The organism is Brachybacterium subflavum, assembly GCF_009299795.1.
In the GTDB taxonomy this organism is placed as follows: domain Bacteria; phylum Actinomycetota; class Actinomycetes; order Actinomycetales; family Dermabacteraceae; genus Brachybacterium; species Brachybacterium subflavum.
In genome coordinates this window covers 198,507-211,725 of sequence record NZ_VIGP01000004.1, presented here as the reverse complement: position 1 = coordinate 211,725, position 13,219 = coordinate 198,507, and the positions used below count along the sequence as shown (strand labels likewise).

Here is a 13,219-nt window from a genome sequence, read left to right as displayed (position 1 = left end):
TCAGAACAGGCCCGACGGGCCGGACCACGGATCCAGCACCCCGTCGGCCGCCCGGACCGAGAGCCGCCCGAGCTGCCCTGCCGGGAGGTCGGGCAGGTCCTCGACGGCCTGCAGAAAGCGATCGGCCTCGGCGTCCTCGACCAGGCCCGCGGTCAGCGCGCGGAACTTGGCCACGTACTGGTCGCGGGCGAAGGGTCGTGCGCCCTGGGGGTGGGCGTCGGCCACGGCGATCTCGTCGCGGATGACGCGGCCGTCCTTCATCGTGATCTCGACGGCACCGCCGAAGGCCTTCTCCGCGAGGTCCAGCGAGTGGTAGCGGCGGGTCCACTCGGGGTCCTCGGCGGTGGTGACCGAGCGCCACAGGGCCACGGTGTCCGGTCGGGCGGCGCGCTCGGGCGCGTAGGAGTCCACGTGGTGCCAGGTCCCGTCCTGGAGGGCGACGGTGAAGATATACGGGATCGAGTGGTCGAGGGTCTCGCGGGAGGCCGACGGGTCGTACTTCTGGGGATCGTTCGCGCCCGAGCCGATCACGAAGTGCGTGTGGTGGGAGGTGCGGATGAGGATCGAGTCGACCTGCTCGGGGTCCGCGGCCTCGGGGTGGGTCTCGTGCAGCCGACGGGCGAGGTCGATCCACGCCTGCGCCTGGTACTCGGCCGAGTGCTCCTTGGTGAAGGTGTCCAGGATCGCCCGCTTGGGCTCGCCGGCCGCCGGCAGGGAGACCGTGTAGCGGGCGTCGGGCCCGTCCAGGAGCCAGGCGATCACGCCGTCCTCGCCCTCGTAGATCGGGACCGGGGAGGTCTGCCCGCGCATGGCGCGGTCGGCTGCCTCCACGGCCATCTTCCCGGCGAAGGCCGGCGCGTGCGCCTTCCATGTCGAGATCTCGCCCTTGCGGGACTGGCGGGTCGCGGTGGTGGTGTGCAGGGCCTGGCCGATCGCCTGGAAGATCGTCTCGGTGCCCAGCCCCAGCAGCGTCCCGATCCCGGCCGCGGCCGACGGCCCGAGGTGCGCCACGTGGTCGATCTTGTGGGCGTGCAGGGAGATCGTGCGCACCAGGTCCACCTGCAGCTCGTAGCCGGTCGCGATGCCGCGCAGCAGATCCGCGCCGGAGGCACCGGTGTGCTCGGCGACCGCGAGGATCGGCGGGATGTTGTCGCCGGGGTGGGAGTACTCGGCGGCGAGGAAGGTGTCGTGGAAGTCGAGCTCGCGCACGGCGACACCGTTGGCCCACGCGGCCCACTCGGGGGACGTGCGCTCGCTCGTCCCGAAGAGCACCGCGCCGGCGCCCCCGCGGGAGACGGGGTGGCTGAGCGCCTGGGCGCGCGCGGCGACGATCGGGCCGCGGGAGAGCGAGGCGATCGCGACGGAGGCGTTGTCGATGATCCGATTCCGGATCATCTCCTGCACGGCGGACTCGAGGCCGACGGGGTCCGCGGCGACCTCCGCCATCCGCCAGGCCAGCTGCTCCTCGCGGGGCAGGTTCTCCTCGGAGCGGTGGACGCGGACGTCGATGTCGTGCATGGGGTCCTCTCGGGGGCGTTGACCGTGCTCCCACCGTGTATACCGCATGGTGGCGTCCGGCGGATGACCACGGCGCCCCGTGGAATCCGACGGGACCCGTGGAATCCGGCAGGCGCCGGGGAGCTGCCGGGGGAGCCGCCGGGCACCGTGCTGAGGGGTTCCCGCGAGCACGCCCCTGCGGCGCGGTGTCCGGCCTATGCTGGAGGACCTGTGACGTACGCGACAAGGAGCCCGGATGCCGATCTACGAGTTCCGCTGCTCGAGCGCCCACCGCTTCGAGGTCTCCGTGCCGATGAGCGGTCGCGACGGCGCGCAGGACTGCCCCGACTGCGGCGCCCCCGCCGCGCGGCTGATCGCCGCGCCGGCGCTGGGGCACTTCGGCTCGCCCGCCGCCCGGCTTCTCGAGAGCACGCAGGCGAGTGCGCACAGCCCGGGCGTGGTGGATGCCGTTCCCGGCGGAGGCGCCGCCCCGCGGCGGGGGACGCCCGTCACCCGGGACCCGCGCCACGCCCGCCTGCCGCGTCCCTGAGACCGGCCCTGTTCGCGACGGGGCCGAGAGGCGGCCCCGTCCCTGTGGAAGGAGAGGCCATGCCCACGAACGTCTTCCCGCTGGATTCCACCAAGCCCTTCACCGATCAGAAGGTCCTCGGCCACAACCGCTGGCACCCGGACATCCCGCCCGCCGCGAGCGTGCGCCCCGGCGACACCTTCCGCGTCGACTGCCGCGAGTGGTTCGACGGCTATATCCGCAACGACGACTCCGCCGAGGACATCGCGAGCGCGCCGCTGAACACCGTCCACGCGCTCTCCGGGCCGTTCCGCATCGAGGGGGCGAAGCCGGGGGACCTGCTGATCGTCGACATCGTCGACGTCGGGCCGATCCCGCAGGAGGACGAGGGGCCCCTCGCCGGCCAGGGGTGGGGGTACACGGGCATCTTCGCCAAGCGCAACGGCGGCAGCTTCCTCACCGATGAGTTCCCCGACGCCTACAAGGCCGTCTGGGACTTCCGCGGCGACCGCGCGACCTCCCGCCATGTCCCCGGGGTCGAGTTCACGGGCATGATCCACCCCGGGCTCATGGGGACCGCGCCGTCGGCCGAGCTGCTGGGCCGATGGAACACGCGCGAGGCGGCGCTGATCGCGACCGACCCGCAGCGCGTCCCGGCGCTCGCGCTCCCGCCCGAGCCCGACGGGGCGATCCTGGGTGGGGTGCCCGACGGGGACCGCGAGAGGGTCGCGGGGGAGGGCGCGCGCACCGCCCCGCCGCGCGAGAACGGCGGCAACCAGGACATCAAGAACCTCACCAAGGGCACTCGGATCTTCTACCCGGTGTTCGTGGACGGGGCGAACTTCTCGGTCGGCGACCTGCACTTCAGCCAGGGCGACGGAGAGATCACGTTCTGCGGCGGCATCGAGATGGGCGGCTTCCTGGACCTGCACGTGGACGTGATCCCCGGGGGCATGGAGAAGTACGGCGTCGCGGAGAACGCGATCTTCATGCCGGGCGACACCCCGCCGCAGCACAGCAGGTGGCTGTCGTTCTCGGGCACCTCCGTGACCCTGGACGGCGAGCAGCGCTATCTCGACTCGCACCTCGCCTACCAGCGGGCCTGCCTGCACGCGATCGACTACCTCTCGACCTTCGGCTGGTCGAAGGAGCAGGCGTACCTGCTGCTCGGCGCCGCGCCGGTCGAGGGGCGCTTCTCCGGCGTCGTGGACATCCCCAACGCCTGCGCGACCGTCTACCTGCCGCTGGACATCTTCGACATCGACATCCGCCCCGGGGCAGGGGACGTGCCGCAGATCGATCCGGGGATCGGCGCACCCCGCGCGAGCGTCGGCTGACGCGAGCGTCGGCCGATCCGTCCCGTCGGATCCCTGCCGTGCCGGTCGCGCCGCGCGTCATGCAGGCGGCGCGACCGGCGCCCCGCGCTCAGCTCTCGCGCTCGGCGGCGAGGAACGTGCTCGGGTCCACCGGGCGCTGCGCTCGAGGGAGGGTCTCGACGACCAGCAGGTAGGAGTCGGTCACGAGCTCCCGCACGAAGGCGGCGTCCAGGCCCCCGCCCGGCCACAGGGTGATCCAGTGCCGCTTGTTCATGTGGTAGCCGGGCGTGATGTCCGCGTGCATCGAGCGCAGCGCCTCGGAGTCGCGGGGATCGGCCTTCAGCACGACGGCGGGCGTCCCTCGCACCTCGGCCTGGAGCAGGAACATCTTCCCGAGCACCTTCGCGACGTCCGCCCCGGGCCCGAAGGGCTGGGTGATGTGCGCGGCCGGCAGCTGCAGGGCCCGTGCCCGCGCCATGTCCTGCAGGGTCTCGCCGTCCATCAGGCCATTGTCCACGGCCGCCCGCGGAGCCGCCCGCGCGTCACGCTCCCTGCTGTTGGATGATCCCGATCTTCTGCCACACCTTGCGGGCCATGTCCGAGGTGAGCGTCTCGATGCCCTCGACCGCGTCGAGGACCTCGCCGTCGGAGGTGTCCTCGGCGAACAGGGCCGCACTCTTGCCCATGAGCGAGAGCATCTCCGTGCAGTAGTCGAGATAGCGGGTGAGGTCCGCGCGGTCCAGGTCCATGCCGCCCTGCTCGCGCGAGCCGCGCCCGAGGCGCTCGGGGACCTTGGTGAGCTGGTGCATGTCGATCACGTGCGCGAGGGAGCGCAGGCGGTGCAGGATTCGCAGCACCCGGGCCCGGTCCATCCGCTCGGGCACCGAGTACAGGAAGAACACGGCGATGCCGCCGAACACGAGGTCGTTGATGATCGTCTCGATCAGCGGCAGCAGCTCGAGCGGCCCGACGGCCTGACCCGAGGTCATGACCTCGGCGGCCGCGAGCTCGACGGCGCCGCCCCAGGATGATCGCCACGAGGACCATCCCCAGGCGCGAGAGCAGGCGGGCGGACAGACCGCTCGGCGTGAGCCGAACCACAGAGTCGGCCCGGGGGAATGAACGGAGTTCCTCCGTAGTTGAGTCTAGTGTGCTCAAGGTTGATGAGGCGGGGTTTGACAGCCCTGCGGAGCGGATCTCTACTTGAGTGCGTACGACTCAGCGCTTCCCGTCGGCATCGTCGGCGGTGCACGAACCCGTTGCGACCGTGCGTCGCAGAAAGGCAGGAACCCATGTCCCGTGTCGTCGGAATCGACCTCGGAACCACCAACTCCTGCGTCGCGATCATCGAGGGCGGCCAGCCCACCGTGATCGCGAACGCGGAGGGCATGCGCACCACCCCGTCCGTCGTGGCCTTCTCCAAGCAGGGAGAGGTCCTCGTGGGCGAGGTCGCCAAGCGCCAGGCGGTCACCAACGTGGACCGCACCATCTCCTCGGTCAAGCGCCACATGGGCACTGACTGGAGCACGGACATCGATGACAAGAAGTACACCGCGCAGGAGATCTCGGCCCGCATCCTGGGCAAGCTCAAGCGCGACGCGGAGTCCTACCTCGGCGAGCCCGTCACGGACGCCGTCGTCACCGTCCCCGCCTACTTCAACGACTCCGAGCGCCAGGCGACCAAGGACGCCGGCCAGATCGCGGGCCTGAACGTCCTGCGCATCATCAACGAGCCCACCGCGGCCGCTCTCGCCTACGGGCTGGAGAAGGGCAAGGACGACGAGGAGATCCTCGTCTTCGACCTCGGCGGCGGCACCTTCGACGTCTCCCTGCTCCAGGTGAGCAAGGACGAGGACGGCTCTGCCATCCAGGTCGAGGCCACCGCGGGCGACAACCGCCTGGGCGGCGACGACTGGGACCAGAAGATCGTCGACTGGCTGATCCAGCAGGTGAAGTCCAAGGACGGCGTGGACCTGAGCAAGGACCGCATCGCCCTGCAGCGCCTCAAGGAGGCCGCGGAGCAGGCGAAGAAGGAGCTCTCCTCCTCGACGTCGACCAACATCTCTCTGCAGTACCTCTCGATGACCGAGAACGGTCCGCTGCACCTGGACGAGAAGCTGACCCGCTCGCACTTCGAGGACATGACGCAGGATCTCCTCGAGCGCACGAAGGCCCCCTTCCACCAGGTCATCAAGGACGCGGGGATCTCCGTCTCCGACATCGACCACGTGGTCCTCGTCGGCGGCTCGACCCGCATGCCCGCCGTCTCGGAGCTCGTGAAGTCCCTGACCGGCAAGGAGCCGAACAAGGGCGTGAACCCCGATGAGGTCGTCGCCGTGGGCGCCGCCCTGCAGGCCGCCGTCCTCACCGGCGACCGCAAGGACGTCCTGCTCATGGACGTGACCCCGCTGAGCCTCGGCATCGAGACCAAGGGCGGGCGGATGACCAAGCTCATCGAGCGCAACGCGGCCATCCCGACCAAGGCCTCGGAGATCTTCTCCACCGCCGAGGACAACCAGCCGTCGGTCGCCATCCAGGTCTTCCAGGGCGAGCGCCAGTTCACCCGCGACAACAAGCTCCTGGGCACCTTCGAGCTGACCGGCATCGCGCCGGCCCCGCGCGGCATCCCGCAGATCGAGGTCACCTTCGACATCGACTCCAACGGCATCGTGCACGTCAGCGCCAAGGACCGCGGCACCGGCAACGAGCAGTCCATCCAGATCACCGGCGGGTCCGCCCTCTCCGAGGACGACATCGACCGCATGGTCAAGGACGCCGAGGCCCACGCCGCCGAGGATGAGGAGCGCCGGAAGAACTCCGACGCCCGCAACACCCTCGAGCAGCTCGTCTACCAGGGCGAGAAGCTGCTGAAGGACAACGAGGACAAGATCTCCGAGTCCGACCGCACCAAGGCCGAGGACGCCATCAAGGAGGGCAAGGACCTGCTCGCCAACGAGGAGGCCGAGACCGCCGACCTCGAGGCCAAGCGGGACTCCCTCAACGAGGCGCTGCAGGCCGTCGGCACCGCCATCTACTCCCAGCAGGGCGAGGACGGCGCCGAGGGCGCCGAGGGCGCTCCGAACGCGGACGCCGGTGCGTCGTCGGATGACGACGACGTGGTCGACGCGGAGATCGTGGACGACGAGGACGAGGAGAAGAAGTGATGACCGAGAACCAGCAGACGCCCGATCCCCAGGACCCCCGCGGTCCCGAGGGTGACGCGGCCGAGGCGGGGTTCTCCTTCACCGACAAGCGCAGGGTGGACCCGGCGGACGGCAGCGTGCGTCCGTCGGGCCCGACGGCCGACGACCAGGGGGGCGACCCCCTGGACGCCGAGGCGGCGGCGCTCTACGAGCAGGCGCAGCAGGAGGGCGACCCCGCGGGGGAGACCTCCGGCGGGAGCGCCCGTGTCGCGGAGCTCGAGTCGCAGGTGGCGGACCTGACCGAGGAGCTCAAGCGCTCCCAGGCCGAGTACGTCAACTCCCGGCGTCGGATCGAGGCGACGGCGGCCGCCGACACGCAGGCCGCCTCCGCCCGCGTCCTGACCAGCCTGATCAGCGTCCTGGACGACATCGAGCTGGGTCGCCAGCACGGTGACATCGCCGAGGGCACCCCGTTCCACTCGATCGCCTCCAAGCTCGAGGACACCCTGCGCGCGCAGGGCCTCGAGCGGTACGGCGAGGCGGGCGACGAGTTCGATCCGAGCCTGCACGAGGCCCTCATGCACGAGGAGTCCGCGGAGGCGGACACCACCCGGATCAAGCTCGTCATGCAGCCCGGGTACCGGGCGGGCGACCGCGTGCTGCGGCCCGCCCGCGTGGGCACCGTGGGCCCGCAGTGATTCCCACGCGATGATCGGAGGCGCTCCCGCCGCTGCGGCGGGAGCCGCCCCGATCGCACGCCGACCCCGTCGGCGCGGCGGGCCGGTGCGGATCAGTTCCGCACCGGCCCGCCTGCCATGGGGGACCATCGGCACCACAGACTTCTGACTTCCGCGGTCCGCAGACGGCCGCACCCCGGGGACGCGGCGGCGCCGATCGCCGCACGGGCCCACGGATTCACCCATACTCAGAACGACGCTCCCCGAAAGGAGGCGCACGAATGTCCCAGCAGGACTGGCTCGAGAAGGACTTCTACGCGGTCCTCGGCGTCTCGAAGGACGCGAGCGCGCAGGAGATCAAGAAGGCATACCGCAAGAAGGCGCGGGACCTGCATCCCGACCGCCACCCCGACGACCCCACCGCCGAGGACCGCTTCAAAGAGGTCGGCGAGGCCTACTCCGTGCTCAGCGACGACGAGCAGCGCGAGCAGTACGACGCGATCCGCGCCATGGGCGCGGGCGGCGCGCGCTTCGCCCCCGGATCCGGCGGCGGAGGCGGCGGCGGATTCGAGGACATGTTCGGCTCGATGTTCGGAGGCGGCGGCGGAGGCCGCACCGCCTACAGCTCGGGCGGTCAGAACATCGACATGGACGACCTGCTGCGCATGTTCGGCGGCGGCGGGGGCGGCGCGAGCTTCGGCGGTGCGCCCGGCGGCGGCGCGGGATTCGGCCGCGGCGGCTACGCCACCCAGGCGCAGGGCGAGGACCTGCGCGCCCACCTCACGCTCAGCTTCCGCGACGCGGCGCTTGGCACCGAGGCGAAGCTCGAGGTCGGCGGGCGCAGCGTCACCACCCGCATCCCCGCCGGCGTGCACGACGGGCAGAAGATCCGCCTGCGCGGCAAGGGTCAGCCCGGTCAGAACGGCGGCAGGGCCGGCGACCTGATCCTGACCCTCGACGTGGACACCGATCCCGTCTGGTCCGCCGACGGCGCGGACCTGCACATCACCGTTCCCGTCCGCTTCGACGAGGCGGCGCTGGGCACCACGATCGAGGTCCCCCTGTTCCAGGGCGGCAGCGTGAAGATGAAGGTCCCCGCCGGCACGCCGTCGGGCCGCACCCTGCGCGCCAAGGGCAAGGGGCTCGCCACGTCCAAGCGCACGGGCGACCTGCGTGTGAAGATCGAGGTGGCCGTCCCCGAGCACCTCGACGAGTCGGCGCGCGAGGCCGTCGAGGCCCTGCGCGATGCCCTCGGGGGCGAGGACCCGCGCGCCGGCCTCGCCGAGGCCGCCCGCCGCTGACGGCCGCAGCGGATCCGGCGCGGACGCTGACTGCGCCCAGACCGTCCGCGCGACCCGGTGCACGACCAGAGCTCGACCGCAGCACGAGAGGAGGCGAGGGCGATGCCCCCGTTCCAGCAGATCGACGAGCGGGCGCCCGTGTTCGTCATCTCCGTCGCGGCCGAGCTCGCGGGCATGCACCCGCAGACCCTGCGCCAGTACGACAGGATCGGCCTGGTGTCTCCGAAGCGCACCTCCGGCCGCGGTCGCCGCTACAGCGCGCGCGACGTCGCGCAGCTCCGCGAGGTCCAGCGCCTCTCCCAGGAGGAGGGCATCAATCTCGCGGGGATCAAGCGGATCCTCGAGCTGCAGGACGAGGTGACGCAGCTGCAGTCCCAGCTCGGTTCCGTGCGAGAGGCGATCGCCGCGATGGGCGGCCGCACCTCGGGCTCCCGCAGCGGCGGGGGCGAGGGCTCCGGTCGTGTCTTCGCGGCCGACAGCGCGGGGCGCGTGAGCACCCTGCGCCGCGGCCAGCGCCCCGCCCGCCCCGACAACGGGGCCGTCGTGCTCTGGAGGCCGGGCGGGGGACGCTGAGCCGTGCGCGCGGGTCCGTCGGGCGCTCGAACCTCCGAGTGCTCGGCCCGTCGACCGCCCTCAGCGAGGACGACGCGGGGTGACGCCCTCCTGGTCGTAGATGCGCTGCAGCTGCGCGGCGACCTCCTGCATGTCCACTGCTTCGGCGGCGGCGCGCCCCGCCGCGGAGAGGTCCGCGAGATCCCCGTCGAGGAGCCGCCGCAGGCGCTCGGCGATCTTCTGCGCCGCGCTGCGCCGGGCGCGCAGCGCCTGGTCCGAGCCGCCGCTCACGGCGCTCGAGGCGGGCACGGGCACCTTGTGGACGACCTCGCCGTCCGGCAGCCATTCCTCGTAGATCGGGATGTCCGAGAGCAGCACGGGGGCGCGGCAGGCGAGTGCCTCCAGCAGCACGATCCCCTCGGTCTCCTCCTTGGTGAGGAAGCAGAAGGCGTCGCACCCGGCGTAGGCCTCGCGCAGCACGTCCGAGGTGACGTACCCCGGGAAGCGGGCGTTGGCCGGAGCGGAGGCGACCGCGGCGGCGACGTCCTTCGTGATCAGACGCGGGTCGGTGCGCCCGTACCAGACGAACGTGACCTCGGGCATCGCGCGGGCGAGCTCCACCCATTCGAGGATCCCCTTGCGGACCATCTGGATGCCCACGCTCATCACCACCGGAGCGTCGGGTTCCAGTCCCAGACGAGCACGCAGCGCCTCGCGGTCCCCGTCGCGGCGCGCGAAGAAGCCGGTGTCGACTCCGTTCGAGAGCACGTGGATGTGCCGGGAGATCCGGTAGCGGGGCCGGGAGATCAGCTCGCGCGCGTACTGCGTGGGCGTGACGACCGCGTCCCCGCGGCGGTAGATCCACGCGATCCAGCGCCGGAACCAGGGAGCGATCCGGTTCGCTCCGGTGAACGAGTCCCGGAAGTCCTCCTCGGTCGAGTGCGCCCACATCATCACCGGGCGCCCGCGCAGGTGCGAGAGCGCCGCCAGCAGCGGGGTGTCCGGGAAGGGGGTGTTCAGGTGCGCGACGTCGTAGTCCGCGAAGGGCGACGTGACGACCTCGTGCCCCAGAGCCTCGACGGCGCGTCGCTGATGCCGGATGGCCTCGCCGATCCCTGACTGGCCGGCGAGGGCCGCCAGGCCCTTGGGGATCAGCACGCGCAGTCGCGCGGGTGTCGTGTCGTCGTCGCTCACCAGGGCACCACCTTCATCAGCAGGGCGCTCACGCCCAGTCCGTACGCGAGCAGAGCCCAGGGCTTGCACGCGAGGATGATCAGCGCGAACGTGCGCCAGCGCATGCGGGTCGTGCCCGCGAGGTAGCACAGCAGGTCGTCCGGGGCGACGGGCAGGGCGATCGCGGTCGCGAAGAGGGTCGTGAAGCGGGGCCTGCGGGTCCAGCCCAGGTACTTCTCGACGGTGCTCTCGCTGAACGCGCGCTCGATGAGCCCGAGCCCCACGTGCCGGGCGATCGCGAAGTTCGCGAAGGAGCCCGCGCATACGGCGAGGTAGCTCAGCAGCGTGCCCTCGACGGGGCCGAAGAGCACGGGTGCGGCGAGCACGAGGATCCCGCCGGGGATGATCGGGAAGACGACGCTCGCCCCGCTCAGCAGCACCAGGACCACGGGCCCGAACGCGCCGAGGGCATCGATGAAGGACTGCAGGTGCTCCTGGGAGTCCAGGACACCGGCGCGCAGTCCCCAGAGCACCGCGCCAGCGCAGGCGAGCAGGCCCAGCAGGGGCGCGAGCCGCACGGCCACCCGCAGCGGATCGCGGTGCGGGTCGGCGGGCGCATCACCGGTGACCGTGGCATGGTCAGCCGCGGCGGACGGGGCCGACGGGACGGTCGCGGGACGCTCGAGGACAGCAGGGCGGGCGGGGCGCACGGTGCGCCCCGGGATCGTGGTGCTCATGGTCGCCTCAGGCGTTCAGGAGGTGCGACGCGGCGCCGTGCGGACCGCCCTCAGCGACCGGTGCCGAAACCCCGACGTCCGGGGCGCCCGCGGGCGCGTCGGCGAGGTGCGCTCCGAGAGCTGGCGCGAGGCGGCGAGCCGATGACGACGCGGCCGAGGCGACCGATGCCCGGCTGCGCTCCAGATGCATCGTGCGGTAGACCTCGAGGACCCGAGCCCCGAACGCCTCGGCGCCGCAGGTGCGGCGCGCGTGCTGGAGGGCACGGTGCGACATCCTCTCGATGCCGATCTCGTCATCCAGCAGCGAGGTGAGGCGTGCGCCGAACTCGGCGGAGTCCTCCACGGCATAGCCGGTCTCGCCGTCCACGAGCACTCCGGCGACGGAGTCGTCGCGGCGGCAGAGCAGCGGGAGCCCGCAGGCGAGGGCCTCGATGTAGGTCAGCCCCTGGGTCTCCGAGCGCGAGGCGGAGACGAAGAGATCCGCCATCCGGTACCAGCGTGGGACCTCGTGCGGGTCGATGGCGCCGGCGAAGCGCACGGACCTCTCCATGGCGAGGTCGGCGACCAGGCGCTCGAGGTGCTCGCGGTAGGGGCCGTCGCCCACGAGCACGAGGACCGCGTCCTCGCGCTCGGCGGCGGCCACGTCGCGGATGACCTGGTCGAGGTTCTTCTCCTTGGCCAGGCGCGAGACGCTCAGCAGCACCTTCTGGCGGGCGCCGATCCCCAGGGAGGCGCGCAGGGCGGCGGAGTCGGCCGCCTCGGCGGAGGACTGCGCGGGGCGGAAGCGTCCCAGGTCCAGGCCTGTCGGGATCACGTGCACGGGGCGGCTCACCCGGTAGCCCTCGAGGAGGTGCGCGACCTTCTCGGTGGGGGCGATGACCGCGTCCGTGCGCTCCAGCAGCCGGCGGGAGAACTCTGCGACGGCCTTGCGGCCCATGGTGCGGCTGGGCGAGTAGTAGTGCGTGTAGTCCTCGTAGATCGTGTGGTACGTGTGCACGAGGGGCACGTCGAGGTCGCGGGCGATGCGGCGGGCCCACACGTGGGTGGTGAACTCGCAGTTCGAGTGGACCACATCCGGGCGCCAGCGCTTGATCGCCCCGAGGATGCGTCGCTGGTGGATGGTGCCGATGCGGGCGCTCGCGTAGAACAGCGAGGCCGAGACCGAGCCGAGGCGGTAGACCTTGCCCTCGCACGAGGAGCGCAGCCCGGGTGCGAGGGTCAGCACGCGCACGTCGCAGCCGAGGGCTTCGAGCTGCCGACGCAGGGTGGTCACGGAGGCGACGACCCCGTTGACCGCAGGCTCCCACCAGTCGGTGGTCAGGAGCACCTTCAGCGGACGCTCGGCGCGCGCGGCGGGACGCGCGGACGAGGACCTCTCGAGCAGTGTCATGGTGCCATCCTCCGCCGGAGCCGGGGCCGACCCATCAGCCGGAGGTCCACACTGCGTCCACCCCAGGGATGATCCTGCGAAGGAGGCGGACCCGGGCACGCGGCCCTGGCCTCCCCCTTCGCACGAACGTGAGCGCTGCATGGTCCCGACCATAGCGTCCCGGAGCCGCGAGTCGAGGGTGCGGCGGGGGACACGCCGGGGAAGGCCTGATGACGGGGAGCGGGTCGGGGCGGTGGCGGGGTGTCGAGGAGTCATGCTCCGAGTCTGCGCATCTGCGGCGACGCTTCCCACCCCGCCACCTGGTGGGGCCCGTGTCGGGCTTTCCCCACCTGCGGTGCCCGCTCCGGCGCGCGCAGGTCGAGCAGCTCAGGCGGTGATCACTCGCTGACCTGGTAGGTGGCGGTGAGATCGGCGCTCGCGAGCTGCTGGGTGAAGATCGCGAAGCGCGCGCCCACGTGGGGGTCCGACGGGTCGGCGCCCAGAGTCTCCACGGGAAGCGCGTGCACCGAGAAGACGTAGCGGTGCGGCGGGCCGGCGGGCGGGTTGGGGCCGTCGTAGCCGACGCGCCCGAAGTCGTTGGCCGCCTGCTTCAGATCGGCGCTCTCGCGCGGCACGCCGAGGTCCAGCGAGGTGGCCGAGGCGGGGATGTCCCAGGCGACCCAGTGCCAGAATCCCGAGCCCGTCGGCGCATCGGGGTCGTAGCAGGTGACGGCGAAGCTCCGTGTCCCTTCGGGTGCGCCGGTCCAGGTGAGGTCCGGGGAGGTCGAGGTGCCGCCGAGCTCGGGGGCGAGCTGCGCGGCGGCGACCACGGAGTCGTCGGGAGTGGCCTGCGAGGTGACGGAGAACGTGGTGTCGGTCATGCTCCCAGGCTACGGGACGCTCGCCCGGTCACGACAGGATCCCC

General features: G+C 71.9%; 13 protein-coding genes. 6 read left to right on the top strand and 7 right to left on the bottom strand.

Annotated elements, in window-relative coordinates; genetic code table 11:
* On the bottom strand, positions 1-1,518 hold the full coding sequence (locus FHG10_RS11260; protein ID WP_152353430.1) for an MmgE/PrpD family protein: 1,518 nt from the start codon (positions 1,516-1,518) through the stop codon (positions 1-3).
* Between the two features lie 235 nt (positions 1,519-1,753).
* On the opposite strand from FHG10_RS11260, the gene FHG10_RS11255 reads away from it, so the two are divergent.
* Both FHG10_RS11255 and fmdA read left to right on the top strand, forming a co-directional pair.
* Positions 1,754-2,047 carry an FmdB family zinc ribbon protein gene (locus FHG10_RS11255; RefSeq protein WP_152353429.1) on the top strand — a complete coding sequence of 98 codons (294 nt, stop codon included), beginning with the start codon at positions 1,754-1,756 and terminating at the stop codon, positions 2,045-2,047.
* A 59-nt stretch (positions 2,048-2,106) separates the two neighbouring features.
* Positions 2,107-3,363: a formamidase gene (fmdA, locus tag FHG10_RS11250; RefSeq protein ID WP_152353428.1), complete on the top strand. Its 1,257-nt coding sequence runs from the start codon at positions 2,107-2,109 to the stop codon at positions 3,361-3,363.
* An 88-nt stretch (positions 3,364-3,451) separates the two neighbouring features.
* On the opposite strand, the gene FHG10_RS11245 is transcribed toward fmdA, so the two are convergent.
* Positions 3,452-3,844 carry an MmcQ/YjbR family DNA-binding protein gene (locus tag FHG10_RS11245; protein WP_152353427.1) on the bottom strand — a complete coding sequence of 131 codons (393 nt, stop codon included), beginning with the start codon at positions 3,842-3,844 and terminating at the stop codon, positions 3,452-3,454.
* A gap of 40 nt (positions 3,845-3,884) precedes the next feature.
* Entirely contained in the window at positions 3,885-4,331 is a 447-nt protein-coding gene (locus FHG10_RS11240) for a hypothetical protein (protein WP_227488194.1), read from the bottom strand.
* 303 nt (positions 4,332-4,634) lie between these two features.
* Between FHG10_RS11240 and dnaK the strand changes: the two genes are divergently transcribed.
* From dnaK to FHG10_RS11220, 4 genes are all read left to right on the top strand, one after another.
* Complete coding sequence (gene dnaK, locus FHG10_RS11235) at positions 4,635-6,506, top strand: molecular chaperone DnaK (protein ID WP_152353426.1); 1,872 nt, start codon at positions 4,635-4,637, stop codon at positions 6,504-6,506.
* Positions 6,506-7,183, top strand: coding sequence for a nucleotide exchange factor GrpE (locus tag FHG10_RS11230; RefSeq protein WP_152353425.1), 678 nt, complete (start codon positions 6,506-6,508; stop codon positions 7,181-7,183). Before dnaK ends, FHG10_RS11230 begins: the two co-directional genes overlap by 1 nt.
* Positions 7,184-7,443: 260 nt before the next feature.
* A complete protein-coding gene (locus FHG10_RS11225) occupies positions 7,444-8,463 on the top strand; it encodes a DnaJ C-terminal domain-containing protein (protein ID WP_152353424.1) in 1,020 nt (339 codons plus the stop codon).
* Between the two features lie 102 nt (positions 8,464-8,565).
* A complete protein-coding gene (locus FHG10_RS11220; protein ID WP_152353423.1) occupies positions 8,566-9,036 on the top strand; it encodes a heat shock protein transcriptional repressor HspR in 471 nt (156 codons plus the stop codon).
* A gap of 60 nt (positions 9,037-9,096) precedes the next feature.
* On the opposite strand, the gene FHG10_RS11215 is transcribed toward FHG10_RS11220, so the two are convergent.
* The 4 genes from FHG10_RS11215 to FHG10_RS11200 form a co-directional block, all read right to left on the bottom strand.
* Positions 9,097-10,209, bottom strand: a complete 1,113-nt coding sequence (locus FHG10_RS11215; protein WP_227488193.1) for a glycosyltransferase family 4 protein — start codon at positions 10,207-10,209, stop codon at positions 9,097-9,099.
* Positions 10,206-10,925: a TVP38/TMEM64 family protein gene (locus FHG10_RS11210; protein WP_152353422.1), complete on the bottom strand. Its 720-nt coding sequence runs from the start codon at positions 10,923-10,925 to the stop codon at positions 10,206-10,208. The genes FHG10_RS11215 and FHG10_RS11210 overlap by 4 nt, the downstream gene beginning before the upstream one ends.
* A gap of 7 nt (positions 10,926-10,932) precedes the next feature.
* The gene (locus FHG10_RS11205; protein ID WP_152353421.1) at positions 10,933-12,315 is read right to left on the bottom strand and encodes a glycosyltransferase; all 1,383 of its coding nucleotides are present in this window, start codon (positions 12,313-12,315) and stop codon (positions 10,933-10,935) included.
* Between the two features lie 377 nt (positions 12,316-12,692).
* Positions 12,693-13,175, bottom strand: coding sequence for a YbhB/YbcL family Raf kinase inhibitor-like protein (locus FHG10_RS11200; protein ID WP_152353420.1), 483 nt, complete (start codon positions 13,173-13,175; stop codon positions 12,693-12,695).
* Positions 13,176-13,219 lie beyond the last annotated feature (44 nt).

Coding starts and splice junctions, on each gene's coding strand:
- FHG10_RS11260 (WP_152353430.1), bottom strand. CDS start 1,518: ATGCACGACATCGACGTCCGCGTCCACCGCTCCGAGGAGAACCTGCCC.
- FHG10_RS11255 (WP_152353429.1), top strand. CDS start 1,754: ATGCCGATCTACGAGTTCCGCTGCTCGAGCGCCCACCGCTTCGAGGTC.
- fmdA (WP_152353428.1), top strand. CDS start 2,107: ATGCCCACGAACGTCTTCCCGCTGGATTCCACCAAGCCCTTCACCGAT.
- FHG10_RS11245 (WP_152353427.1), bottom strand. CDS start 3,844: ATGGACGGCGAGACCCTGCAGGACATGGCGCGGGCACGGGCCCTGCAG.
- FHG10_RS11240 (WP_227488194.1), bottom strand. CDS start 4,331: ATGACCTCGGGTCAGGCCGTCGGGCCGCTCGAGCTGCTGCCGCTGATC.
- dnaK (WP_152353426.1), top strand. CDS start 4,635: ATGTCCCGTGTCGTCGGAATCGACCTCGGAACCACCAACTCCTGCGTC.
- FHG10_RS11230 (WP_152353425.1), top strand. CDS start 6,506: ATGACCGAGAACCAGCAGACGCCCGATCCCCAGGACCCCCGCGGTCCC.
- FHG10_RS11225 (WP_152353424.1), top strand. CDS start 7,444: ATGTCCCAGCAGGACTGGCTCGAGAAGGACTTCTACGCGGTCCTCGGC.
- FHG10_RS11220 (WP_152353423.1), top strand. CDS start 8,566: ATGCCCCCGTTCCAGCAGATCGACGAGCGGGCGCCCGTGTTCGTCATC.
- FHG10_RS11210 (WP_152353422.1), bottom strand. CDS start 10,925: ATGAGCACCACGATCCCGGGGCGCACCGTGCGCCCCGCCCGCCCTGCT.
- FHG10_RS11205 (WP_152353421.1), bottom strand. CDS start 12,315: ATGACACTGCTCGAGAGGTCCTCGTCCGCGCGTCCCGCCGCGCGCGCC.
- FHG10_RS11200 (WP_152353420.1), bottom strand. CDS start 13,175: ATGACCGACACCACGTTCTCCGTCACCTCGCAGGCCACTCCCGACGAC.